Origin of the sequence: Paraburkholderia unamae, assembly GCF_003096875.1 — a bacterium.
Classification (GTDB): domain Bacteria; phylum Pseudomonadota; class Gammaproteobacteria; order Burkholderiales; family Burkholderiaceae; genus Paraburkholderia; species Paraburkholderia unamae.
In genome coordinates, this window is sequence record NZ_QEOB01000008.1 from 1 (window position 1) to 23,737 (window position 23,737).

The 23,737-nt window shown below is 63.8% G+C and carries 20 protein-coding genes and 1 pseudogene; 7 read left to right on the forward strand and 14 right to left on the reverse strand.

Features of this window, described 5'->3' with window-relative positions:
• Positions 1-206 (reverse strand): annotated as a pseudogene (locus C7402_RS17570) (threonine ammonia-lyase, biosynthetic); the annotation flags it as partial.
• Between C7402_RS17570 and C7402_RS47415 the strand changes: the two are divergent.
• Positions 205-567, forward strand: coding sequence for a hypothetical protein (locus C7402_RS47415; RefSeq protein WP_208948951.1), 363 nt, complete (start codon positions 205-207; stop codon positions 565-567). The pseudogene C7402_RS17570 and the gene C7402_RS47415 sit on opposite strands and share 2 nt — an antisense overlap.
• Positions 568-725: 158 nt before the next feature.
• Here the strand turns inward: C7402_RS47415 and C7402_RS17575 are convergent, their stop codons facing one another.
• Complete coding sequence (locus tag C7402_RS17575) at positions 726-1,751, reverse strand: ParB/RepB/Spo0J family partition protein (RefSeq protein WP_116611454.1); 1,026 nt, start codon at positions 1,749-1,751, stop codon at positions 726-728.
• Complete coding sequence (gene parA, locus C7402_RS17580; protein WP_116611455.1) at positions 1,741-2,430, reverse strand: ParA family partition ATPase; 690 nt, start codon at positions 2,428-2,430, stop codon at positions 1,741-1,743. The genes C7402_RS17575 and parA overlap by 11 nt, the downstream gene beginning before the upstream one ends.
• 683 nt (positions 2,431-3,113) lie before the next feature.
• Between parA and C7402_RS17585 the strand changes: the two genes are divergently transcribed.
• Complete coding sequence (locus C7402_RS17585; protein WP_116611456.1) at positions 3,114-3,311, forward strand: type 2 periplasmic-binding domain-containing protein; 198 nt, start codon at positions 3,114-3,116, stop codon at positions 3,309-3,311.
• Between the two features lie 170 nt (positions 3,312-3,481).
• Here the strand turns inward: C7402_RS17585 and C7402_RS17590 are convergent, their stop codons facing one another.
• Together C7402_RS17590 and C7402_RS17595 are read right to left on the reverse strand one after the other, a co-directional pair.
• Positions 3,482-4,855: a replication initiation protein gene (locus C7402_RS17590; RefSeq protein ID WP_116611457.1), complete on the reverse strand. Its 1,374-nt coding sequence runs from the start codon at positions 4,853-4,855 to the stop codon at positions 3,482-3,484.
• A gap of 1,483 nt (positions 4,856-6,338) precedes the next feature.
• Positions 6,339-6,653 carry a DUF4148 domain-containing protein gene (locus C7402_RS17595; RefSeq protein ID WP_224043734.1) on the reverse strand — a complete coding sequence of 105 codons (315 nt, stop codon included), beginning with the start codon at positions 6,651-6,653 and terminating at the stop codon, positions 6,339-6,341.
• A gap of 420 nt (positions 6,654-7,073) precedes the next feature.
• Between C7402_RS17595 and C7402_RS17600 the strand changes: the two genes are divergently transcribed.
• The 5 genes from C7402_RS17600 to C7402_RS17620 all read left to right on the forward strand — a co-directional run bounded on the left by C7402_RS17600 (position 7,074) and on the right by C7402_RS17620 (position 12,388).
• Complete coding sequence (locus C7402_RS17600; protein WP_116611458.1) at positions 7,074-8,549, forward strand: sensor histidine kinase; 1,476 nt, start codon at positions 7,074-7,076, stop codon at positions 8,547-8,549.
• Positions 8,550-8,565: 16 nt separating this feature from the next.
• Positions 8,566-9,279 carry a winged helix-turn-helix transcriptional regulator gene (locus C7402_RS17605; RefSeq protein WP_116611459.1) on the forward strand — a complete coding sequence of 238 codons (714 nt, stop codon included), beginning with the start codon at positions 8,566-8,568 and terminating at the stop codon, positions 9,277-9,279.
• 187 nt (positions 9,280-9,466) lie between these two features.
• On the forward strand, positions 9,467-10,141 hold the full coding sequence (locus C7402_RS17610) for a response regulator transcription factor (RefSeq protein ID WP_181565804.1): 675 nt from the start codon (positions 9,467-9,469) through the stop codon (positions 10,139-10,141).
• 6 nt (positions 10,142-10,147) lie between these two features.
• A complete protein-coding gene (locus tag C7402_RS17615) occupies positions 10,148-11,614 on the forward strand; it encodes a sensor histidine kinase (RefSeq protein WP_116611460.1) in 1,467 nt (488 codons plus the stop codon).
• Positions 11,615-11,659: 45 nt separating this feature from the next.
• Positions 11,660-12,388 (forward strand): response regulator transcription factor, encoded by a 729-nt coding sequence (locus tag C7402_RS17620; RefSeq protein ID WP_116611461.1) that lies wholly within the window; start codon positions 11,660-11,662, stop codon positions 12,386-12,388.
• A gap of 172 nt (positions 12,389-12,560) precedes the next feature.
• Here the strand turns inward: C7402_RS17620 and C7402_RS17625 are convergent, their stop codons facing one another.
• From C7402_RS17625 to C7402_RS17665, 9 genes are all read right to left on the reverse strand, one after another.
• On the reverse strand, positions 12,561-12,845 hold the full coding sequence (locus tag C7402_RS17625; protein WP_116611462.1) for a DUF4148 domain-containing protein: 285 nt from the start codon (positions 12,843-12,845) through the stop codon (positions 12,561-12,563).
• A gap of 198 nt (positions 12,846-13,043) precedes the next feature.
• On the reverse strand, positions 13,044-14,507 hold the full coding sequence (locus tag C7402_RS17630; RefSeq protein ID WP_372460493.1) for an efflux transporter outer membrane subunit: 1,464 nt from the start codon (positions 14,505-14,507) through the stop codon (positions 13,044-13,046).
• Positions 14,500-15,726 carry an efflux RND transporter periplasmic adaptor subunit gene (locus C7402_RS17635; RefSeq protein WP_112177322.1) on the reverse strand — a complete coding sequence of 409 codons (1,227 nt, stop codon included), beginning with the start codon at positions 15,724-15,726 and terminating at the stop codon, positions 14,500-14,502. Before C7402_RS17635 ends, C7402_RS17630 begins: the two co-directional genes overlap by 8 nt.
• Positions 15,716-18,979, reverse strand: coding sequence for an efflux RND transporter permease subunit (locus tag C7402_RS17640; RefSeq protein ID WP_116611464.1), 3,264 nt, complete (start codon positions 18,977-18,979; stop codon positions 15,716-15,718). The genes C7402_RS17635 and C7402_RS17640 overlap by 11 nt, the downstream gene beginning before the upstream one ends.
• Before the next feature lie 201 nt (positions 18,980-19,180).
• A complete protein-coding gene (locus C7402_RS17645; protein WP_112177341.1) occupies positions 19,181-19,855 on the reverse strand; it encodes a response regulator transcription factor in 675 nt (224 codons plus the stop codon).
• Positions 19,856-19,911: 56 nt separating this feature from the next.
• Positions 19,912-20,853, reverse strand: coding sequence for a LysR family transcriptional regulator (locus C7402_RS17650; RefSeq protein WP_112177320.1), 942 nt, complete (start codon positions 20,851-20,853; stop codon positions 19,912-19,914).
• A gap of 130 nt (positions 20,854-20,983) precedes the next feature.
• Entirely contained in the window at positions 20,984-21,373 is a 390-nt protein-coding gene (locus C7402_RS17655) for a hypothetical protein (RefSeq protein ID WP_112177319.1), read from the reverse strand.
• A 209-nt stretch (positions 21,374-21,582) separates the two neighbouring features.
• Positions 21,583-23,016, reverse strand: coding sequence for an MFS transporter (locus C7402_RS17660; RefSeq protein ID WP_116611465.1), 1,434 nt, complete (start codon positions 23,014-23,016; stop codon positions 21,583-21,585).
• Positions 23,017-23,064: 48 nt separating this feature from the next.
• A complete protein-coding gene (locus C7402_RS17665; protein WP_116611466.1) occupies positions 23,065-23,667 on the reverse strand; it encodes a TetR/AcrR family transcriptional regulator in 603 nt (200 codons plus the stop codon).
• Between the last annotated feature and the right edge of the window lie 70 nt (positions 23,668-23,737).

Below are 23,737 nucleotides of genomic sequence, written 5' to 3' on the forward strand. Positions count from 1 at the left end.
GAGAACACCGGCTGGTTGTCCTCGCGCTTGAGGAACACGGCGTTGCGCAGGCGCGCCGAGAGGTTCGGGGCGCGTTCGAGTTCGGTCTCGCGGGCCGCATCGTACACGCGCGCCGTGAGGATCTTCCTGAGATAGCCGTTCTCGTCCGGTCGGGTCTCGGTGGTTTCTTTTGCCTGGGCGGCGGGACGGCTTTGGTGCACCTGCATGACGGCTCCTGTACAGACTTTCGTTTTGACCAGGAGGCGGAAACAAAAAACCCGCCTCGTGGGGCGGGTTGTTGTCGCTGCTGCCAAACGTGCGCTAACCCACCATTCGTTGAATGGTGCGAATAATCAGCGCAATCGAGAAAAGGCGGCAGTTCATCTCGTTAAGAATGACCTGGCGTTGTGGGCTTGTCAATTGCCTGAATCAGGTTGGCCGAAACGAACTACAACTTACGTATTGTTTAATACGATTTATTCGGAACGCCAGCGAGCTCAAGCCAAACGCCACAAAAAGCGTGTTTCAACCCTCATCCGGGCACTCGTCATCGTGAAACATTCTAGGAAACGAAATATAACCTATTGATTTGAATAGATTAATGCTTTCGTTCAATTTGGTGGGCCTTGTTTCACGGATTCGACCCTGCTGCGCCACTTTCGCCGTAAACGCAGCCGCGGATCGATAAAAAAGGGCGTCCGACGACGCCCTGCCCCGCTCTTACAGGCACCGCACACGAGAATCGATCAAGCCGCGTCGGATGTGTCCATTTCGGAGGCCCACTGCTCGACGACGGCCTTCACGCGCTCAGCCAGGCGCTGCTGATCCACTGGCGTGATGCCCTTCAGGCTCAATTCCGCGCGGCCGTCGCCAAACAATTTCAGCTCGCCCAACGCAACGCCATCGGGACGATTGAACTGGACGCGCGACTGGTAATGCGTGCGGCGCGGCCCGACGCGACGCGCGCCCGCTTCGGCCGAAGCCGCCGCTTCGAGCTTGCGCACGCTCGCCTTCCCTTCGATCACCTGCTGGAGCCAATGCTCGGCGACGCTCGCACCTGCCCGATCGAAGATCAGCTTGATGTTGTAGGCATGTCCGAGCCCAATCTCCTTGCGGTTCTGCGCCATCCGCTGAAGCAGATACGGCGGCAGCGACGTAAGCGCAATCACCTTGCTGATGTGCTTCGGGTCCTCGCCTACGGCCACACCCAGTTCGACCTGATCGACATAGACGCGATCGTCGAGCAGTTTCTTCCACGCGAGCGCGTCATCGAAGACCGTCTGCTCCTCGCGCTCCTTGTTGGCGTGGTAGGCGCGCAGATACAGGTTTTGATTGTCGAGGCCTTCGCGGACATCGGCATCGATGTACTTGTCGCCGCGCGAGCGGGCGGCGCGAATCCGTCGCTCGCCGTCGACGATGACATACTGGCCAGGGAACGCCGCGAGTTTCGTGACGAGGATTGGCGTGATCTGCCCTTGCGCGGCAAAGCTCTCGGCCAGCTCGTCGATCGTCTCGGCGCTGTAGAACGCGCGCGGATTGTACGGATTGGAGACGACGTCTTCGACGGGAATTTTCCGAACCGCATGCAAAGTCAGCAGCGCGTCGCTGCTTTCAACGGGTTCGGGAGCCGGCGGGGCCTCAGGGCTTGCCGCCCCGGCGTCGCGCTGCGCGATATTCACGACATCGGCCTCGGCGAGACGCTCACCGGCCGAAACGCGTTCCGCCGCCATCCCCGCGCGGACCTTGCTGGTGAAATTGAGCTTAGCGGCCATCGACTGCCTCCTCTTCCACTTCCTGAACCAACGCGATGATCTCGTTGTAGAGCGCGCTGACCTCGTCCTTTGCGACTTTTGCCCCGCGAATACCGCGCACGTCGAAAACGGTGCGACCCAACGCCGCCGTTTGGCGATAGAGCTCGCGCTGCTTGATAGTGGACGTAAACACGTGGACGTTGCTCTCGGCGAGGATGGCGCTCATCTGCGTGTGCAAGAGCGTCTTCGAATTAGCCTTATTCAGCAAAATTGCAAATTTTCCAGCAGGATTGGCAATACGGGTGCGCTCGACCAGTTCCATCATCCCTTCGCTACTCCAGATGTCGATCGGCGATGCGTCGGTTGGGATGACGGTGGCGTCGGCCACGGCGAGCACGCGCGCCGTCGTGAGATCGTTAATATTAGGCGGACAGTCGACGATGACGACATCGTAGTCGTTGGCCAGTGCGGCAATCTCCGGGCCAATCATCTTTTCAAGCTTATGGATGCTGCCAACGCGGAACGGTAGAGGTGTTTCGGGACCGGCTGCCGCGCACCAGCTCATGCATGATTGCTGGCCGTCGGCGTCGGCCACATAGACTTTGTAGCCCTCCGACTGAAATGCACCAGCCAGATTCATGCTGGTGGTGGTTTTGCCAACCCCACCCTTTTGGTTCGCTACGGCTATCACGAGTCCCATTCGATTCTCCATGCAATGTTCAACGGCGGATCGCCTCCCGGGGCACTCTCCACGTGGAGACTCCAGCAAGTCATTCGGGAGTCTAACGGCTACTTAAAGTAAATTCTAGGATTTCCGTCTCGCGCGTTGCCAGATCACAACCAAATAGCTAAACGGACAAGGTTTTGGCGATGTGGAACACTGTCGTGATCTGCGGGAAACACGCGATTTTCGTTCGAGTGAGGATGGAGAGACGTGAGTCTCCACGTGGAGATCGCGTGGTGATCTCAGGAGAGGCTGCGGCTGCTTCCACATACACTGCGTCGGTCCAATCGTTGCACGGGCGTTTGATACTCGCGCGACGATTGCTCACGGTAGATGCGGCAATTGCGATCGGCGCAAGCGTAAAGCCCACAGACTATTGGGCGAATGGCCTACGCGACGTTCTCCACGTGGAGATTCTGATTTCTGGTCGCACCGGTCAGCGGGACAAGACACAGACGTCTAGGAGATTGAGGCCGGCGCGTATGCGCTCGCGAGTCACGAGTCTCCACGTGGAGATTCGCGGAGTTCTCAGTCGATTGGTCAATCTTGGCGGGGCCGCAAGTCGAGGATTTGAAGCGAGCAGTCTGTCTGCCACGGAAAGTCGGTGCTCGAATTCTTCACATTGCGAGCCGAAGGCACCTCGAAGTCCATGCATCGAAATGGCGAACGCCATCATCAATTGGCAAGATGTGCGGCAAGCCATCAGCCATCCCGTGGCGCGACATGATCGATTGAATCTCCACGTGGAGATCGCAGCACATGTCGCGCGCATCGTCACCGAGTCGAAGGGCAAATGGCTAGCGATCGAAGGTGCATCTGAGTGCCCCAAGGACTACCTCCGGGACAAAGCGCCCTGATCGGGAAATGACGACGAAATCGCAAAATCCAGAAAATCAAATTTAGCTACGATCTCTTGATTTTTATATTTAGCCAAATTCACCAGCGAATTCCCACTGCCCGAACCCACGCAGCGGCACTCGAAAAAAAAGGCGGCCTAAGCCGCCTTCTTACCTTACGTCCAACTACTTCACTCGTCTCGCATCTTCAAAGCCAGTTCAACATCCCCTGCGCCCAGACCGTCACCGCCCGCCGGCGCCTGCTGACCGCTCAGGAGGAATTCGAGCAAGTCGGCGGCAGTCGGTTGGCCCCAGGTGTCGAGCACCACCCAACGGAAGAAGTTGGTCGATGCCATCTTGCTCGGCACCTTCGCCGTCGAGACCTTGAGCTTGTCCATCCCGACCGTTTCGTTATAGCGCTTGATCAGCGCAGTCTGGTCGTCGTACTCGAGTTCATTGAAGTACGCACGCGCTTCGTTGATCTTCGCCGCGATGTACCGATCCTTGACCTGATCCTGGCTTTCGCGCGCGCGGCCCGCATCCGCGGCAGCGCCTGGCGTGTTCGCGCCGGGCAACTGGTAACCCTGCATCAGCGCCTTGCGGAAATACGCGGCAACGTTCGCGAGCGGCGCCGCGTTTTTCTGCGCGACGCGCGCCGCCGTATAGGCCACCGCCGTACGAATTTTTTCGTCGCCGTACTGCTTGAGCAGGCGCCGCGCCTCGGAAACCGGAATGCTGAACTTCGACATCTCGCCGATCAGCAGCGTATCGTTTGCCCGCATCTCCTGAGACGGATCGGTCTCCGGCTTGCGGGCCACGCGAAATTGCAGAGCGACGACGGAGCGTCCGACCTTGTGCTCGATGAGCTCGAACGTGTGATCGGAAATCTCATTGACCTCCTTGATGCACGGCACCAGCACACGGCTCTTGAACTGCTTGTACAGCTTGTACGACTGCGCCGAGGTGTCCTGTCCGAGGATCAGGTCACGTAATGTCGCGAGCGGAAACCGTGCAGTCACGCCCACGGCTTCGTAGCGAACGACGTTCTCCCAGAGGGCGAGTGAATGCGCTTTCCTGAATTGCCGCGTGATGCGCATGTCGATCATCGCGTAAATTTCAGGGTTGAGCAGCTCGCCGCGGATCTGCTCGGAGAAGGTATAGCGCAGCACCGAACGTTCGAGTTCCGCGCCCGCGAGCAGACCGGAAGCCTTCCAGATGCTGCGCTTGTCCTGCGTGAGATAGTCCCAGTTGACGACCGTGCTGATGAGCGAGTTGATCGTTTCCTTGACGTACTCGGTGTTGTTGCTGTTCAGATCGACGTCCTGCGAAAGGGCGGAAATCGTGATCTCAAACGACGAGCGGCCGGATTCAAGGGAATCCTGGCGAATGGCGTTCTTGATGAGCGAACTGAACATCTTGCGCTGCTGCAAGCTGATCGACCCGGACTTCGGTGCGATATGAATCGCCGGGACGGCCTTGCGGAACAGATCAGGCGGCTGGCCTTGCTGGAATAAGAGTGCACCTTGTTTGTCGGCGTCGCCGGCGTCGGCCTTTTTTCTTGCCATATGACCCACGTTGAAAGGGAACCTGGTCGGTTGGTAACTGTATACCAACCGACCAGGTGACTCAAGGCCGCAAGCACAATCGTGATGCGACACGACACCCGGACGCAAAAAGATTGACAGCCGCAGAGAGCCCAAGGGAGCGTCGACGCTTTGGAACCTTGAAACACCGGTCTCAGCGAGTAGGGCGAAGGATCCCATACCCGGTTACCAAAGTACCGCCAGGCCTTTGAATTGATCCCATAACCGGTAACCTCAACGAAGAATGTGAGTGCTCACTTTCTAAAAAAGCGCCAATAGGTTACCGTTTATGGGGCTTTACAGCGTGTCGTTCAGCTCGATCCCGAATCCCGCTTCATCGGTCCACGTGACCACCTTCAGCACCCATAACGGGTGACCTGAAGCGTTTCCCATAACTGGGTACCTCACGATAGCCAACCGCGTTCTCCCGGGAGACGGCGCTCAAGATTGGACACCATAACCGGTGACCAAAGCAGCATCCCATAACCAGTTACCCAAGATTCGGCACGGTCCCCATGGTCAAAGCTCTCAAAGGAAGCACACATCAACGGAAGTTGGGACCTATTCTCCCCTCACCGTGAAAACCACCATATCCGGCTACCAAACGGAATTCCCATAAAGCGTGACCTGATTACCGCAGTCCGCCGCTCGGGAGAGCCTTCGCGTCGCCAAACGCTCCCATAAAGCGTGACCCTGAGTGACTCCCATAACCGACTACCTGAGCGCGAAATTGCCGGTTTTCCCATAGCGAGAGACCTTCTCCCCATATCCACAACCCGTAAACCCCATGCCCGGCTACCGAAGCCCCATATCCACAACCCCGAGCTCCCATACCCGGTACCACAAATCCCATAACCCACCACCAAACCGGCCGCAAAGCCTTGCCAGGTAAGGGATTCAGTCTCCTAAAGGTTTACTAAAGTTGTTAAAGCGTAAAAGGTAAACACTGAAACACGCGTCCGATGAGAAAGACGTCTCCCAAAACCGGGGACCTTAACGCATGTAAGTGGTCACCAACCTCCGTGGTCCCATTACTGGCTACCTTCGCGACAGAGCAAGGCTTTCCGGACACCATAGCTTGTCACCAAAGCATGTACGCTCTCATGTGACAGATTCAGTAAACCGGATAACCCGATGATTTATTTGAAAAACTCCATCGAAGGGTTCCAGTTATGGGAAAAAACGTGCTGAAACGGTAACCGGTTATGGGAACGACTTCCCACCACGATGCAGATCCCAGCCGCCTGCAACCCGCTTGGCAAAGGTAGCATCAGCACCCGGCCTCATGGTCGTTCGATACCTGAGCCTGGAAAAAGCGGGCAACGCGAGCTTGCTTCCCCCATACCCGGTTACCCATCGCAGGTCACCGAATATGGGAGCGCTCAAAGGTCGCCACTGAACGACCACACAAAGGCGCACTGCACAAAAAGCCAGCGGTGACCTGGGACGCGCGCACGACGCAACCTTAATCCTCGCCAGCCGGCAAGTTTGCGGCCGCCGCCGTGTGCTGGGGCGAGCAATCGCTGCGGTAGACGGCCGCGAGACGCTGCTGGGCGGCCTCGATATCGGCGGGATAGTTTTCGTCCTCGGCGTGCGGCTCATAGCCCACCGCTTCGAGCTCCTTGAGTTCCCTCATGAGGTCTGCATGAGTGACCTCATGTGTCTCCTTGACGAACGGGTAGCTATGGCATTCCTGTGGCGTGAGATGCGGCGCGGCAAACGCGCTGACGCTCAACGCTCCCACAAACGGTACCCATGCGAACTTCAGCCATGACTTCACGATCGACTCTCCTTTTGATGAACCCGCAACGACATGAAAGGCGTGCAAGCACGCCGACTTCGAATGACAGCGGATTCGAGAATAAGAAGGTGACCGCGCCGGATCGAACTCAGCGGCATGAAAGATGGTTCATCTGTGCGATGAACCTGCCGCGCGCCTCTTCGCGTTCATCCCCATTGACAAGCTGACAGGTGCGCGTTAACCACCGGTAAGAAGATGACCCGCTCTTCATCGTCGTGATGCCGTTGTGTCGGGAGCGCCCCACTATGATTGCCGGGCACGGGTGCACTGGCGCTCGTCGGTTCGCCGTCGGGCAGACCATTCCTTGCCATCGGGGGTAGCCATGTCAGTCAACGAGATCGCGGCGCGCGCACGTAGTGCTGCCTCACGCATGCCGACGTTGCGCGCGCGAGGCGCGTCATGAACCTGCCGGGCTGGGTCACGGCAGGACGCGGCTTGTTCGTCCCGGCGTCGGCGCGCGCGGCGCCGGACACACGGGAGTTCGCCCGCGACCACTGGCAGACCACCACGTTTCGCTGGTTCACCGCCTATGCGGCCATCTTCTCGCTGGCCTTCATGGCCTTGCTTGGCGTGATCGAATACTCCGTGACTCGCGCGATGCTGCGGGAAACCGACAGCGGCCTGCGCTGGCAACTGCGCTATTTCGACTCGCGTGACGACGCCGCGCTCGTCAACGCGATCGACACGCGCCTCACCCGCCCGAACCGGCGCGAGAACTTCTATGGCTTGTTCGCGCCGGACGGCCGCTGGCTGGCAGGCGACATCCGCGTCATGCCCACGGGTCTCGCGCTGGGCCGCTATGGGCGCTCGCACGAACATACGACCGGCCAGACGCTGTTGCTCGATCTTGGTGCGCCCCGCCCGCCGCTGCGGGCCATGGCCGAGATTCGCGCCGACGGCGCGCGTCTCGTTGTGGCGCGCACGCTCACCGACGTGCGCCATGTCCACGGTGAACTGATGAAGGCGCTGATCGGCGGCGGGCTGCTATGCCTCGCCGGCAGCCTGTGCGCCGGCCTCGTGCTGAGCATGCGGCAGATCCGGCGCGTTGCGCAGATCAAGCGCGCGACGGGCCGCATCGCAAGCGGCGACCTCGCGATGCGGCTGCCTGTGGCCGGGCGTGACGAACTGGACATGCTCGCGCATCTCGTGAACCGCATGCTCGACGAAGTCGAGCGCCTGATGGGCGAGGTGAAGGGCGCGTGCGACGGCATCGCGCACGACCTGCGCACGCCGCTCACGCGGTTGCGTCTGCGCCTCTCGCACGCCGCCGACACGGTGGCGCGTCGCGGCGAGCCGGGCATTGCGGGCGTGCTCGTCGCGGCGCGCGAGGAAGCTGACGCGGTGCTCAATCGTTTCTCTGCACTCCTGCGCATTTCGGAAATCGGCGCAATCGATCGCCGCAGCGGCTTCGAGCACGTCGCGCTGCCCGAACTCGTGCACGAACTCGGCGATCTCTATGCGCCGCTTGCCGAGGAAAAGGCCGTCTCCCTGCACGTCGTTGTGGCGCAGGCGCCGCCGATACACGCCGATCGCGCGTTGCTTTTCGAAGCGTTCAGCAATCTGCTCGACAATGCCATCAAGTTCGCGCCGCATGGCGGCGAAGTGCATGTCGAACTGCGGCGTGTCGAACTGGGCGCCAGTGAGACCGGCGCCCAGTTCGTCGTGTCCGATAACGGCCCCGGCATTGCGCCCGGCGAGCGCGCCGCGGTGCTCGCCCGCTTCTATCGCGGCGAGCGCACCCGCCACCTGCCGGGCACGGGCCTCGGACTCGGCATCGTTGCGGCGATCGTGCGCCTGCATGACTATCGCCTCGCCATTGGCGACGCGCATCCGGGAGCGATCATGTCGATCGACTGCTGGACGCATCGCGCCTGAGCGGGGCGCGTCACCGATGCGAGTCCTGCTGTGTTCGTCCTCCGACACCGAGCGACACTATCTCTACAAGGCGTTGAGCGAGAGCCTGAACAGCGTCGAGGTTGCCGATAATCTCGACTACGCGGTCTATCTCGCCGCGCACGAGCCGTTCGACACGGCCTTCCTGTGCGCGGCGGGCCCCGACGCCCATGCCGGCATCGGCGCCGCGCTTGCGACCTTGGCCGGGCTGCCCGACGCGCCCGCGATCGTCGTCGCGCTCACACGCGCCACGCCCGCCGACTGCGCGCGCCTGTTGCGCGCGGGCGCCGACGCGTGCTTCGTGCAGCCGTGGTCGATCCTCGAAATCCAGGAGCGCATGCTCGCGCTGCGCCGCGGCGCGCTCGTCCACGCGGGCACGCCGCTCGTGCGCCTCGATCCGCTCACGCGCGACCTCGTGGAAGGCGCGCACCGTGTTCCTCTCACCACGCGGGAATATCTGCTGGTTGAATGCCTGCTGCGTCACACGGGCGCGCCGGTCGCGCGCGAACAGTTGATCCGCTATGCGTGGCCCGAGAAGGGCGACGTCGAGCCTTCGAGCGTGAACCTCGTCGTGTCGCGCCTGCGGCGCAAGCTGGAGGCGCATGGCGCGCACGCGCGCATCGAGACGGTCAACCGCTACGGCTATCAGCTCGACCTGTATGCACGCGAGGCGCCCGGCGAGCGTTCCGGCCCCTGCCAGACACCGGTGTAAGTCGGCATAAGTCGGTGTAATGCGCGCGTAAGCACCAAAGCCCCCGCTGCGCGGGGCTGTATTGCCGTTGCAAACTTAAACTTAATTTCATGAAAGGAATCGCGGCGTGGAGTGAGTGCGACGGTAAACTTGAGGCTCTTGAAGAGTCGTGCCGCCGGCGCGACGGAGTGCGAGGAAGATGAGTCAGGTGCGCGTTTTGACGGTGGAGGACGACGCTGTCACAGCCAGCGAGATCGTCAGCGAGCTGACGCAGCGCGGCTTCGCCGTCGAATGGGTCGATAACGGCCGCGACGGCATGGCGCGCGCGATGAGCGACGAATACGACGCCATCACGCTCGACCGCATGCTGCCGGGCGTGGACGGCCTCTCGATTCTCACGGCCATGCGCACGGTCGGCATACAGACCCCGGTGCTCATGCTGAGCGCGCTCGGCGACGTGGACGAGCGTGTGCGCGGCCTGCGCGCGGGCGGTGACGACTACCTCACCAAGCCCTTCGACCCCGAAGAACTCACCGCTCGCCTCGAAGTCCTGCTGCGCCGCCGCCAGGCCGCGAGCGTCGCGCGCGAGACGGCGCTGAGCGTCGGTCCCCTCGAACTCGACCTCATTTCACGCAAGGTGCGCCGCGACGGCGAAGAAGTCGCGCTGCTGCCCACCGAGTATCGCGTGCTCGAATTCATGATGCGCCACGCGGGCAAGACCATCACCCGCACGATGCTGTTCGAAGCGGTATGGGGCTACCACTTCGATCCGGGCACCAACCTGATCGACGTGCACATGGGCCGCCTGCGCAAGAAAATCGATCCGCCGGGCGTGCCGCCGCTCATCCAGACCGTGCGCGGCTCCGGCTACATTCTCGGATAAACCGCTTTGTCGAACCGTCCTTCCTCCGCCGCGCCTTCGCAGTTCCGACGGCGCTGGCATACCACGACGTTTCGCTGGCTGTGCGTCTACACCGCGCTGTTCGGCATCGTTCTCACCCTGCTGGTCGGCTTCATTGCGTGGACCGCGAGCGCCACGATCGAGCGCGACGCCGACTCCATCATGGCCTGGCAGCTCATCTATTTCGATTCGATTCCCGATGCGCAGCTACCCGAGGCGATCTATCAGCGGCTCGAACACGAGCGCATGCACGTCAACTATTGCGGTCTCTTTACGGCCGACGGCCGTTATGTTGCGGGCGACCTGCTCGAGCCTCCGCCGCACCTCACCTATACGCGCGAAGGCAGCACGCACGCCCATACCATGAAGCTGCTCGACCGCGACGTATCGCCCGTGGTGCGCGCAATGGGTGAAGTGCGGCCGAGCGGCATGCACCTTATCGTCGCGCGCGACATGACGAGCGTGCTGCGCATCCGCAAGATCGTGGTGCGCACGCTGATCGCGGGCGCGGCGGTGGCGCTGCTCGCGGCCGTCGCGAGCGGGCTCGTGCTCGGCATGCGCCAGATCCGGCGCGTGCGCGAGATTCGCCGTGTGACCGAATGCATCGCGCGTGGCGATCTCGACCGGCGTTTGCCCGTGGGCGGCGACGACGAACTCGACATGCTCGCCCACCTCGTGAATCACATGCTCGACGAAGTCGAGCGCCTGATGGGCGAAGTGAAGGGCGCGTGCGACGGCATCGCGCACGACCTGCGCACGCCGCTCGTGCATCTGCATACGCTGCTTGCGCGCGTGGCCGAACGCGAAAGCGTGCGCGCCGACGGCGAGGGCGCGGCGCTCATGGAGCGCGCGCGCACCGAAACCGGCCAGTTGCTCGAACGCTTCCGGGCGATGCTGCGCATCTCCGAGATCGGCACGTTGCAGCGCCGCGGCGGCTTCGCGATCGTCGACCTTTACCAGCTCGTGCAGGAACTCGCCGAACTCTACGAACCGCTGGCTGAAAGCCGCGACCTCGAATGGCGCATCGCGGCCGAGCCCGTCGCCGAAATTCATGGCGACCGCGCGCTGCTGTTCGAGGCGTTCAACAACCTCATCGACAACGCCATCAAGTTCGCGCCGCAAGGCGGCGTGGTGAGCATCACGCTGCGCTCCACGCCGCTCGGCCCGCTGCTCGAGGTGGCCGACAACGGTCCGGGCATCGCGCCCGGCGAGCGCGCGGCCGTGCTGCAACGCTTCTATCGCGGCGACACGGTGCGCCATATCGCGGGCTCGGGCCTCGGGCTTTCCGTCGTGGCGGCCGTGATGCGCGTGCACGATTTCACGCTGCGTATCGACGACGCGCGCGATCTCACGCGCGCCGCGCAGCATGGCGCAGGCAACGAGGGCGGTGATGGCGGTGAGGGCGGCCCCGGCACGCGCATGAGCGTGGAGTGCTGGCCGCGCTCGCTCGCGTAAGGCGTTCCTGAAGCTCCCCCTGTTGATCGACCGGACCACGAGGTCATGCGCATACTTCTGATTGCCCCGCCTCACGCCGAGGGCGCGTGGCTGCAAAAGGCGTTGCAGGAAAGCGCCCATAGCCTGCAACGCGCCGACGACCTGCGCGATGGCCTGTTCGTCGCGGGCGAGGAGCCGTTCGACGCGGTGATCGTCATGGCGCTCGATGGCACGCTGCTGCCTACGCTCCACGGCATCCTTCCCGGACTCGTGGACGTGACGGGCGGCGCGACCCTCGTCGCCGTGCTCGGCATCGAGGCGAGCGCGAGCGAGCGCTCGAAGCTGCTGCGCATGGGCGCCGACGCGTGCTTTCGCTATCCGTTCTCGTTCATCGAAATGCATGAGCGCCTGCTCGCGTTGTTGCGCACCACGGCGGCGTGCGGCGGCGGGGTGCAGGGTATGGCACCCGTGGCGCCCGCGAGCGGCTCCCAGCCGCCCCAGAACGTCCCGCAACTCGATGCGGGCACGCGGGAGATCGTGGAGGGGGAACGCCGCGCCGAACTCACGCGCCGCGAGTACCTGCTGGTCGAGTGCCTGCTGCGCCAGGCCAATACACCGGTGCCGCGCGACCAGATGATCCGCTACGCGTGGCCCGAGAAGGACGAGATCGATGCCTCGACCGTGAATCTCGTCGTCTCGCGCCTGCGTCGCAAGCTCGAACGCGAGGCGATCGAAACGCGCATCGAGACCATCAGCCGCTACGGCTATCAACTGACGATTGCCACCCCGGACTGATCGTCGCTCCGAGGTAACCGTTTGTGGGAACCGGTTACCTATCGCCGGTTGGATGCAGCGGTTTGCATACGTCAAACGAACCAACGGCACGCGCGCGGCGTGCCGTTGGTTACCTGCCTTGTTGGCCTGTCAGTCTTCGGATGCGCCCGGCCAGACGCCACGTGCGGCGTGCTCAGTGCGCGTAGAGCGTTGAGTTCAGGTAGGCGAGCTGGCCATCCTGCTCGGCCTGCACGAGTTCGTGATACACCTCGGCGCGCGTCTTCTCATGCACCGGTTCCCCATAAGGGGGTACCCAACTGCCAGGCGCGACGGTGGGCGCCGTGTTGTTCGACGCGACCTGCGTGGCCGCGGCGGGCTGGCTGGTCAGCGACCCGGCGGCCGTTGCGGTGCTTTGCGCGAAAGCGGACGTGGCGGTGACGGCGCCGGCGAGCGCGGCGATGATCATGAGAGCCTTCATGTGACTATTCCTCCGGTAATGACATTGGTGAGCCGGTTAGCGAATGCGATGTGTCGCATCCCGGTATGAGAAGAATAGTTAGGTCAGCATATCGAACCCGATGCAGGACGATGAAGAAATGTTTATCGAACTGCGAGGATTCGGCGAAAAGAAAAACCCCGCGCGAAGGCGGGGTTCGTGAGGCGCTCGACAAGGCGATCAGGAGGCCGCCTTGTCCTTGTGCTCCTTGTACAGGTCCTGCGTGCTCCAGCCGCCGCCAATCGCCTGTATGAGGCCCACGGTGGCGTCCAGCCGCCGCGTGTCCAGTTCGAGCGAGGCGATCTGCGTGGAGAGTTCGGTGGTCTGCGCCGTCACCACGTCGAGGTAACTCACCACGCCGTCACGGTAGCGCGACATGGAGAGCGTGAGCGTGCTTTGCGCGGCCGTAAGCGCCTCGTCTTCGCGCTGCGCTTCGTCGCCGAGATGATGCAGCAGCGCGAGGTTGTCCTCGACCTGCTGGAACGCGTTGAGCACCGTGGCCTTGTACTGCGCCCCGTTCTCGGCGAGCTTCGCCTGCGCGCCGTGCACGATCGCGGTGCGGCGGCCTCCGTCGAAGATCGTCATCATGAGCGTGGGGCCGATCGACCACATCTCGTTGGGCGCGACGATCCACGGCGAGAACGTGTCGCTCTGGAAGCCGCCGTCGAGCCCGAGCGAGAGATCGGGGAAGTACGCCGCCTTCGCCACGCCGATCTGCGCGTTGGCGGCGGCCACGCGCCGCTCCGCCGCGGCGATGTCGGGCCGCCGCTGCAACAGCGCCGAGGGCAGCCCGGCAGGCAGATTCGGCAGATGCGGGCGCAGCGTGTCGGGCGCGACGTTGAACTGCGAGGCCGGCACGCCCACGAGCGTCGCGATGGCATGCTCGTAGAGCGCGCGGCGCGCGCTCACGTCATCGGCGGCGGCCTGGGCCGAGGCGAGTTGCGTTTGCGCGCGCGAGACGTCGAGCGACGAGGCAATGCCGCCGCGATGCCGACTCTCGGTCAGCTCCAGCGCATGGCGATAGGCGGCGATGGTGTCGTCGAGCAGCTTCGACTGCTGGTCGAGCCCGAGCAGATCGAACCAGGTGGTCGCGAGCTTCGCTTGCAGGCTCAGTTGCAATGAGGCGATATCGGCTTCGCTCGCCGTGCTCGACGCTTCGCCCGCCTTGACCTCGTTGCGCACCTTGCCCCACAGGTCGAGGTCGTAGCCAATGCCCACGTCGAGCGTGTTCGAGTCGTACACGTTCGGCTGGCCCGAGCCGCGTAGCGGGCGCAGCGCCGACTGGCGCACGCGCGAGACATTCGCCTCGGCGCCAATGGTCGGCAGCAACGCCGAGCGCGCCTGCGCGACGAGCGCATCGGCTTCGTCATGGCGCGCGAGCGCGGCGGCGATATCCGGGTTGGCCTTCGCGACCTGCGGTTCGAGCTGGTTCAACACGGGGTCGTCGAAGGTGCGCCACCAGCCGTCGCGCGGCATGTGGTCGGAGGGCTGCGCCGTTTGCCAGTCGCCCGCCTCCTTGAAGTGCGTCGGAATAGCCGTGGCGGGCGCGTGATAGGTGGGCGCGAACGAGCATGCCGAGAGCACGAGCGCCGCTGCCAGCGCTACGGCGCGCAACGTGTGCGTATGCATGGACCGCTTAACCATGCGCACGCTCCGCGTCGTGCACCGCCGCCGTCTGCGTGGATTGCGCACCCGGCGCGCCCGGTGCGTTGGCCGAGGCGAGCCGCACGAGGTCGCCGCTCGCGAGCGAATCCGGCGGATTGTCGATCACGCGCTCGCCTGCATGCAGCCCCGACGTGATTTCCACGCGCGTGCCGAGATCGGTGCCGATCGTCACGTCGCGCAACTGGACGTGACGGTTCGCGTCCGCCACGGCCACCTGCATGCCGTGCGCGCGGAAGATCAGCGTGCTCGCGGGCACGAAGAGCGCGTGCGCGTCGCCCGGCATCGCGAGATGGACTTCGGTGTATTCGCCGGGGAAGAGCATGCCCTGCTTGTTGTCGACGGCGAGCTGCACGAGCATCGTGCCCGAGGCCGGCGAGATCGACTGGTCGGTGTCCACGAGCTTCGCGTCGAACTTGATGCCGGGGCGCTCGGGCACGGTGAGCGTGGCGTGCATGCCCGCCTTGATCGAGGCGGCGTCGCTCTGCGGCACGCTCACGTATACGCGCAACTGGCTCGCGTCGGACACGGTGAACAGCTCGGGGCCGCTGCCGCTGCCCGCGTCGATCAACGCGCCCACGTCGGTCTTGCGCGCGGTGACGACGCCGTCGAACGGGGCCGTGAGGCGCTTGAACGATTCGAGCGCTTCCAGGCGCCGCACGTTGGCCTCGTTCGCTTCAACGGTGGCCTGCTTCGCGATCAGGTCGGACGTCTTTTCGTCGGCTTCCTGCTGCGAAACCGAGTCCTGCTTGAGCATCTCGGTCCAGCGCTTTGCCGTGGTGGCGGCGAGCTTCTCGTTGGCCACCGAGTTTTGCAGGTCGGCGCGCGCTTGTTGAAGCTGCTGATCGAGGTCGGGCGTGTCGATCACGCCGAGCAACTGGCCCGCCTTGACGTGCGTGCCGATATCGGCGTACCACGCATGCAGGTAGCCGGAAACGCGCGCATAGATCGGCGCGTTGATATAAGCGGCGAGGCGGCCGGGCAGCACGAGCGGCTCCGAAGCTGGGCTCGCCTGCGGCAACACGGTGGCGACGGTGGGAATGGCCTGCGCGTCGGTCCACGTGGCGAGTTCCTGGTGCGCGTGCACGCGGCTGAATACGCCACCGGACACGATGCCGGCCGCCACCATCAGCGCGACGGCAGCAGCGGATTTGAGGTGACGCAGCGGCTGCGGCGAGGCGATGTCGACTTCAGTGGACATGGGATTCTCCCGTTTCGAGGGCGGTGTGTTCCGTGGATGATTCGGTATGCTTACTATCGTCGCGATGGCCGTTGTCGCGCCTGTGCACGAGGCTGAACACCACGGGAACGAACAGCAGCGTGGCACAGGTCGCGCAGATCAGGCCGCCGATCACGGCGCGCCCGAGCGGCGCGTTCTGCTCGCCGCCGTCGCCCATGCCGAGCGCCATCGGCGCCATGCCGATGATCATGGCGAGCGCGGTCATGAGCACGGGGCGAAAGCGCGTGAAGCCCGCTTCGAGCGCGGCGCGCATGGCGTCGCCGGTGGCGGCCAGCCGCTCGCGTGCAAACGACACCACGAGAATGCTGTTCGCCGTCGCCACACCCATGCAGAGAATCGCTCCGGTGAGCGCCGGCACCGAAAGCGGCGTGTGCGTGGTGAAGAGCATCCAGACGATGCCCGCGAGCGCCGCGGGCAGGGCGCTCACGATCACGAACGCATCGCTCCACGAGTGGAAGTTCACGACGATCAGCAAATAGATGAGCAGCACCGCGCCCGCGAGGCCGAGCAGCAGGCCGGTGAATGCGCTGTTCATCGTTTGCACCTGGCCGCGCATCGTGACCGTGGAGCCCTTGGGCAGATCCTTCGCGGTGGCGTGGATCACCTTGTTGATCTGCGAGGACACCGCGCCCAGATCGAGGCCCTGCGTGGTCGCGTAGATGTCGTAAAGCGGCTCGATGTTGTAGTGCGAAACCACCGCGTCGCTCACGCCGCGCGTAATTGTGGCGATGCCGCCAAGAATCTGCGAGCCGCCGCTTTTGCCCGTCACCGGCAGGTTTTGCAGGTCGGAGAGCGTGGTCATGCGGTACTGCGGCGTTTGCGCGACGATCGGATAGGACACGCCGTTGTTCGGATTGAGCCAGTAAGTGGGCGACACCTGGCTCGTGCCCGACAGGCTGGCCACCACCGAATTCGTCACGTCCTGCTCGGTGATGCCGAGTTCGTCGGCGCGCGAGCGGTCCACGGCAACCGTGAGTTGCGGATAGGTCGAAGCCTGCTGGATGCGCGGGTCGGCAATGCCGGGAATGCGGCTCATCTTGTGCAGCAGTTCGTTTGCGTAGACCTTGTTCGCGGCCTGGTTGGGACCGCTCACCTGCACGTCGATCGGCGCGGGCGCGCCGAAGTTGAGGATCTGGCTCACGATGTCGGCCGGCAGGAACGAGAACGTCGTGCCGGGAAAGCGGCGCGGCAGCTCCGTGCGCAACTCGCGCACGTATTGCGCCGTGGGGGCATGCGACTTCGCCAGCGAGATGAGGATGTCGCCGTCCTGCGGCCCGATTGTGCCGCTGTTGTTATACGTGAGGTTGATACCGCTATTTGGCAGTCCGATATTGTCGATCACGTTATCGAGCTGATCGCGTGGAATGGCTTCGCGAACGGTGTCCTCGATGTGATCGAACAGGTCGGCGGTCTCTTCCACGCGTGTGCCGATCGGCGCGCGCACGTGCAGCGCGATCTCGCCGGAGTCGATATTGGGGAAGAAGTTGCGGCCCAGGAACGGCGTGAGTGCGAACGAGAGCGCGACCACGGCAAGAAAGCCCACGACGAAGCGGCGCCGGTTCGTGAGCGCGAGGCCGAGCACCACGCGATAGCCCGCGCGCACCTGCTCGAAGCGGTGCTCGAAGCCGCGCTGGAAGCGCACGAGCGGATTGCGCGAACGCGGCGCATGGTCGTGCGCGCCATGCGGCGCCATCACCGCGGCCAGTTCGCCCGAGGCATGACCTTGCGAAGCGTGCGGCTTGAGCAGATAGCGCGCCATCATCGGCACGAAGGTGCGCGAGAGCACGAACGAGGCGACCATCGCGAAGATCACGGCTTCGGCCATCGGCACGAACAGGAAGCGCGCGATGCCGTCCAGCAGCAGCATCGGCACGAACACGATACAGATGCAAAGCAGCGAAACGAGCGCAGGCGCGACGATCTGCGCAGCGCCGTCGAGGATCGCGCTGCGTACGTCCTTGCCCTGTTCCAGGTGCCAGTTGATGTTTTCGATCGTGACGGTGGCGTCGTCCACCAGTATCCCCACCGCGAGCGCGAGACCGCCGAGTGTCATCACGTTGAGGGTTTCACCGCATGCGGCGAGCCCCGCAATCGCGGCGAGCACGGCGAGCGGAATCGAGGCCGCGATAATGAGCGTGGAGCGCCAGCTGCCGAGAAAGAGCAGGATCATGGCCGAGGTCAGTGCAGCGGCGATCAGGCCTTCGCGCGCCACGCCGCTCACCGCGCCTTTCACGAACACCGACTGGTCGGAGAGCGCGACGAGCTTCAGGCCCGGCGGCAGCGACTGCTCGATGAGCGGCAGCTTCGCCTTCACGCCGGCGATGATGTCGAGCGTCGAAGCCGAACCGTTCTTCATGATGCTCATGAGCACGGCGCGGTGGCCGTCCACGCGCACGATGTTGGTCTGCGGCGGGTAGCCGTCGCGCACGTGGGCGACGTCGCGCATGTAGATCACCGCGCCGTCCACCGTCTTGATGGGCAGGGCGTTGATCTGATCGATCGTGAGCGGGCTGTTGTTCAGCCGCACGTTGTATTCGAAGCGGCCGATCTTCTGCGTGCCCGCGGGAATGATCTGGTTCTGTTGCGCGAGCGCGTTCGCCACGTCCTGCGCCGAGAGTTTCTTCGCTTGCAGCGCCTGCGGATCGAGGTCGATCTGCACTTCGCGCACCTTGCCGCCATAGGGCGTGGGAATCGCCACACCCGCCACCGAAAGCAACTGCGGGCGAATGAAGTTGGTGGCGTAGTCGGCAAGCTTCTGCTCGTCGAGCGTATTGCTCGTGAGCGCGAGTTGCAACACCGGCACTGTGGAGGCGTTGTAGTTGAGAATCTGTGGTGGCGTGGTGCCGGGCGGCATCTGCTTGAGCACCGTTTGCGAGACCGAGGTGACCTGCGCGGTGGCCGTGCGGATATCGACCGTGGGCTGGAAGAAGATCTTCACGACGCCAAAGCCGCGAAACGATTGCGACTCGATATGCGCCACGTCGTTGACGGTCGTGCCGAGCGTGCGCTCGTAATAGCTGACAACGCGGCCCGCCATGTCGTCGGGCTGCAAGCCCGCGTAGTTCCACACGACACTGATGACGGGAATGCGGATGTCGGGAAAGATATCGGTTGGCGTGCGTAACGCTGCGAGCGGGCCGGCTATCAGGATCAAGAGGGCCAGCACGATGAACGTATACGGTCGGTTCAAGGCCAGCCGGACGATTTTCAGCATCAGAAGGGGCTCCGTTCAGAACATCGGCGCCGGCTGCGCGCCACGTTGGGTGCAGCCGACGCCGGTATTGTGTCGGGCGCGTCCTAACATCCGGGAGCCATACAAATGAAAGAATATTTAAGTGCGAGTCGTACTAATTCAATAAAAAGGACTGCGAAATGATGACGGAAGAATGGCATATCCGCAGTACTGCGTTTTACGTCAACCGAGCAGATAACCCGAGCCGCGTATCGTGCGAATGAGCGAGGGCTGGCCGGGCATGTCCACGCGGTTGCGCAGGCGTCCCACGTGCACGTCCACGAGATTGGTGCCGGGGTCGAAGCGCCCGCCCCACACGCCTTCGAAGATCATCGTGCGCGTGAGCACCTGCCCGGCATGACGCATCATGAATTCGAGCACGCGCAGCTCCGTGGGCCGCACGCGCAGCACCTTGTCGCGACAGGTGAGCCGACGCTTGACGAGATCGAATTCGAGCGGCCCGACGTGCAGCACGGTTTCGGTGGTGGCGGGGCGGGTGCGGCGGCGCACGAGCGCTTCCACGCGCGCGGACATCTCGTCGATCGAGAACGGACGCGTGAGGTAGTCGTCGCAACCGGCGCGCAGGCCCTGGATGCGTTCCTCGACGCCCGTGGTCGAGCTCATCACGATCACGGGCGTTTCGATGCCTACGCCGCGCATGGTGGTGACGATCGTGAGGCCGTCGAGATCGGGCAGGCGTCGTTCGAGCGCGACGACGTCGTAGTCGCCTGCCATCACCATCGCGATGCCTTCGCGGCCGGAGCGGGCGACGTCGACGGTGAAACCGGTCGAAGCGAGCGTGGGCACGACGCTTTGCTCGGTAATGGCGTCGTCTTCAATGGTCAATATTCTGGGCATGGCCTTCCAGGCGTCGTGACGAAAAGAGCTTGCAACAGCGCGGAAAACGCGCGCGATCACGCAACCGCGCGCAGCGGCGCGGGCGCGGCGTAGGTCATGTGCTGTGCCGCGCCCGCGCGGAACTGCTCGACGGCGAAGTCGATGAAGCTGCGGATCTTCATCGTGAGATAGTTGCGGCCGGAATAGACGATCGAGATGTGCTGCACACCGCCATTGACGTCGAACGCGTTGAGCACGGGCAGCAGCGCGCCGCGCGCGAGATCGTCGGCGACGAGCGGCAGCGGCAGCAGCGCGATGCCCATGTCGGCGAGGGCGGCGGCGCGCACCGTGGCGTAGCCGTTGGCCGTCATCGGGCCGTTCACGCTCACACGCTGCACGCCCTCGGTGTTCGAAAATTCCCAGGCGCGCGGCGAATCGGAAATGGCGAGCAGGCCGTGTTCCCCGAGTTCGCCCGGCGTGCGCGGCACGCCATGACGCGCGAGCCAGGCGGGCGTCGCCACGAGTATCTCCTTGACCGAGGTGAGCTTGCGGCTCACGAGCGAGGCGTTCACGCTCTGGCGGTCGGTGGCGAAGCAGACGTCGAAGCCGCCTTCGATCAGGTCGATGTGCGTGTCGTAGGCCGTGATGTCGAACTCCACGCGCGGGTTGATCGCGCGGTAGGCGCCGAGCACGGCGGGCAGCCCGGAGCTCGCGAACACGGCGGGCGCGGCGATGCGCAGCACGCCGCTCGGGTCGCGCGTGGCGCGTACGAGTTCCGATTCGACTTCGTCGAGCTTTTCGATCACGGCGCGGCAGCCGTCCAGATAGAGGCGTCCGGCTTCGGTTAGCGAAAGGCTGCGTGTGGACCGATTCAGGAGGCGCATGTTCAGATGTGCTTCGAGCATGCCGACGCTGCGCGTCACAGCGGCGGCCGACATGCCGAGCTGCTTGCCGGCAAGGCTGAAGCTGCTCAGATCGACAACGCGCGTGAAAACGCGCATGGCTTGGAGCTGGTTCATAAGCGATGGTCCTTGCGGTGGCGCCGGCACGCGGACGAGCGCGGGCTTCGACGCCGCGGGAAAGCGGCGTCGCCTCGCGCACGCTGCATGCGTGGCCGGGTGAGAAGAGGGTGTTGCGCGGGCTACGCGCTCAGTTGGGCAACGCGTGCGCGTAGATTTGCGCGTCGTGTTGCGCGGCGGCTTCATGCGCCGTGAGCGCTGCCTTTAGCCGATGCACGCTTTCGGTTGGAATGGCGAAACCGGCCCAGCCAAGGCCGGTATGGCGCAGGAACACCACGGCGCCGTCGAAGAGCGGATTGCGTTCCGTGTACCAGCACGGATCGATTTCCAGCACGTATTGATGCGTGCGCAGCGGTTGCTCGGGCACCGCCGGGTGCATGGCCGCGCGCAGCTTGCTGAGCTCCTCGATGAGGCCGTCCACGTCGGCGGCGTCGAGCAGCGCGATCTGACCGTTGACTTTCACGCAGACCGAGTGCCGGCCGTATTCATTGACGAGTTCGATCGACATGGGCTTTTGCATCTTGCGTTCCTCGCAGTCCTGAAACTGGAAGGCATTATCGGTGCCCCATCGAAACGCATGTTTTAAGTTGCGGCACACTCCAGATGAAAACTAATTTAGAAAACGACAATGTGCCCGCGCGGCATTGCATTGGCGCGCAGGCGCAGTGTTAATGTGGCGCTACGCCGCATGGCCATCGTTTCATGCGCCGGCAATGCGCTCATGGCATATCAATGCTGTTTGCGCAATTCCGATGCGTGATTATTGCGCGCATCGGCGAGAAGCGCGGCAATGAAAAGCAGGATGCCGATGATTGCAACGGCTGTCGCGAAGGCGCGGGCAACCTGCGCGCCGCTCGCATCCGGCCCGGCGAGCGCGAAGAACAGTCCGCCAATCAACGCAACGGCAAGCGCCGCGCTCACCTGCAAAACCGAGCTGACGAGTCCCGCAGCGAGACCCGACCAGCGCCGGTCCACACATTCCACGTTGCGTCGCACGAGCGCGGGCAGCGCGACGCCTTGACCGAAACCGATCAAAAATAGCGGCGCTGTCAAGGCATGCGATTGAGCATCGTGAACAAGCATAGCAGTCCATATCAATCCGCAGCCTTCCACCATCATGGCCGCCGCCGCCGTGCGCGCGCCGAAGCGACGGACGAGCAGCGGGTTCACCAGCGGCCCGACCAGAAAGCCCACGCCCAGGGGCAGAATGCCCAGCCCGACTTCGAGCGGTGCGAGCCCGAGCGTACGCTGCACGTAAATCGCAAACATCATGAAAAACGGTGCGAGCGAATAGAAGAACAGCGTCGCGACGAGCCCGCGCACGAGGCCGGGCGCGCCGAATAGGGCGGGCGGCACGAGTGCGTCGCGCCCGGCGCTAGCCACACGCGCTTCGTAGCGCCAGAAAAGTGCGAACAGCGGCGCGGCGCAGGCGAGCAGCGCCCACGTCCAGAGCGGCCAGCCGCGCTCGCGCCCTTCGATCAACGGCACCACGAGCGCGGTCAGGGCAACGGCCAGCAGGGCCATGCCGCCCAGATCGAGCTTCGCAGGATGATCGGACCGGCTTTCGCGTACGAGCCAGAACGCGGCGGGTGCGGCGACGATCACGACCGGCAGGTTGATGAGGAAGATGCTGCGCCAGCCAAGCCCCAATACGTTGGCTGAAACGAGCACGCCGCCCAGCGCCTGGCCCGCGACTGAAGCGATGCCGTAAGCGGCGCCGAAAAGACTCAGCGCGAGCCCTTTCTGATGCGACGGAAAGAGCGCATGGATCGAGGCCAGCGCCTGAGGTGCCATGACGGCCGCCGCGCCGCCTTGCAGGATGCGCCCCGTCACCAGCGCCGCAGGCGAAGTGGCGAAGCCGCATACGGCCGACGCAGCGGCAAACGCGACGATGCCCACGAGGAAGATGCGGCGGCGGCCATAGAGGTCGCCGAGCCGCCCGCCCGTGATCAGGAAAATGGCGTAGGTCGCCGCGTAGGCCGAAATTACGAGTTGCGCAACGGCGGCGTTGGCGTGCAGACCGGCCTGCATCGAGGGCAGTGCGACGTTGACGATAAAGAAGTCGAGCGGCGGTAACAGCGTGCCCATCAACAGCACGGCAAGCGCCCACCAGGTACGCGCGCCGGCGCGCGCGGGGTGCAATTCCAGCGTCGAAGTGTTCATGATGCAACCTCAATTTGGGACTATTCAGTTCCGAATAAGCCAAAAAAACTAGCGAATGGCGTTCAGGGCGATTTCAGCGATCGCATCGATCGCCGCTTCGCCGCAATCGGTCTTGCCGAGCACGCGCATGCCTTCGATCGTGCAGAGCAGGAAGCGCGCAAGGTCCTGGGCGTTCTGGTCGGCAGCCAGTTCGCCTGCCGCCTGGCCACGCTCGATGGCGCCGGCGAGCAACGCCTGCATGCGCTCGAACATGCTCGTCACGCGCGCTTTCACCTGCGCGTCGAAGGGCAGGCACTCGGTGGCTGCGGCCGTGACAGGGCAACCCGCAAGCCCCTCCAGGCCCACAGAAAGCCTCACGTAATGCCGCAACGCCTCGCGCAGCGCCGTGCGCGCCGAGGCGTGGCGCAAGTTGCGCGTCAGCCGCGCGATCCCGCGTTCGGTGTAGAAGTCGAGCGCCGCGAGAAAGAGCTGGTGCTTGTCGCCGAACGCCTTGTAGAGACTGCCGCGCGAAAGCTGCGTGCCCTCGATCAGATCGGGTAGCGACGTTGCCGCGTAGCCGCGCGTGCGAAACACTTCGAGCGCGTTCTGCACGGCTTCCTGCTCGTCGAATTCGCGCGGTCGGCCGGGGCCGGAACGGGTTTCGGTTCTCATACGCCAATTCTAGACCAATTGATTCCGAATTGCCGAAAAAAATCGCAGGGCCGACGCAGGTATCGACAAG

Coding starts and splice junctions, on each gene's coding strand:
- C7402_RS47415 (WP_208948951.1), top strand. CDS start 205: ATGACGGCTCCTGTACAGACTTTCGTTTTGACCAGGAGGCGGAAACAA.
- C7402_RS17575 (WP_116611454.1), bottom strand. CDS start 1,751: ATGGCCGCTAAGCTCAATTTCACCAGCAAGGTCCGCGCGGGGATGGCG.
- parA (WP_116611455.1), bottom strand. CDS start 2,430: ATGGGACTCGTGATAGCCGTAGCGAACCAAAAGGGTGGGGTTGGCAAA.
- C7402_RS17585 (WP_116611456.1), top strand. CDS start 3,114: ATGGCGAACGCCATCATCAATTGGCAAGATGTGCGGCAAGCCATCAGC.
- C7402_RS17590 (WP_116611457.1), bottom strand. CDS start 4,855: ATGGCAAGAAAAAAGGCCGACGCCGGCGACGCCGACAAACAAGGTGCA.
- C7402_RS17600 (WP_116611458.1), top strand. CDS start 7,074: ATGAACCTGCCGGGCTGGGTCACGGCAGGACGCGGCTTGTTCGTCCCG.
- C7402_RS17605 (WP_116611459.1), top strand. CDS start 8,566: ATGCGAGTCCTGCTGTGTTCGTCCTCCGACACCGAGCGACACTATCTC.
- C7402_RS17620 (WP_116611461.1), top strand. CDS start 11,660: ATGCGCATACTTCTGATTGCCCCGCCTCACGCCGAGGGCGCGTGGCTG.
- C7402_RS17625 (WP_116611462.1), bottom strand. CDS start 12,845: ATGAAGGCTCTCATGATCATCGCCGCGCTCGCCGGCGCCGTCACCGCC.
- C7402_RS17630 (WP_372460493.1), bottom strand. CDS start 14,507: ATGGTTAAGCGGTCCATGCATACGCACACGTTGCGCGCCGTAGCGCTG.
- C7402_RS17635 (WP_112177322.1), bottom strand. CDS start 15,726: ATGTCCACTGAAGTCGACATCGCCTCGCCGCAGCCGCTGCGTCACCTC.
- C7402_RS17640 (WP_116611464.1), bottom strand. CDS start 18,979: ATGCTGAAAATCGTCCGGCTGGCCTTGAACCGACCGTATACGTTCATC.
- C7402_RS17645 (WP_112177341.1), bottom strand. CDS start 19,855: ATGCCCAGAATATTGACCATTGAAGACGACGCCATTACCGAGCAAAGC.
- C7402_RS17650 (WP_112177320.1), bottom strand. CDS start 20,853: ATGAACCAGCTCCAAGCCATGCGCGTTTTCACGCGCGTTGTCGATCTG.
- C7402_RS17655 (WP_112177319.1), bottom strand. CDS start 21,373: ATGCAAAAGCCCATGTCGATCGAACTCGTCAATGAATACGGCCGGCAC.
- C7402_RS17660 (WP_116611465.1), bottom strand. CDS start 23,016: ATGAACACTTCGACGCTGGAATTGCACCCCGCGCGCGCCGGCGCGCGT.
- C7402_RS17665 (WP_116611466.1), bottom strand. CDS start 23,667: ATGAGAACCGAAACCCGTTCCGGCCCCGGCCGACCGCGCGAATTCGAC.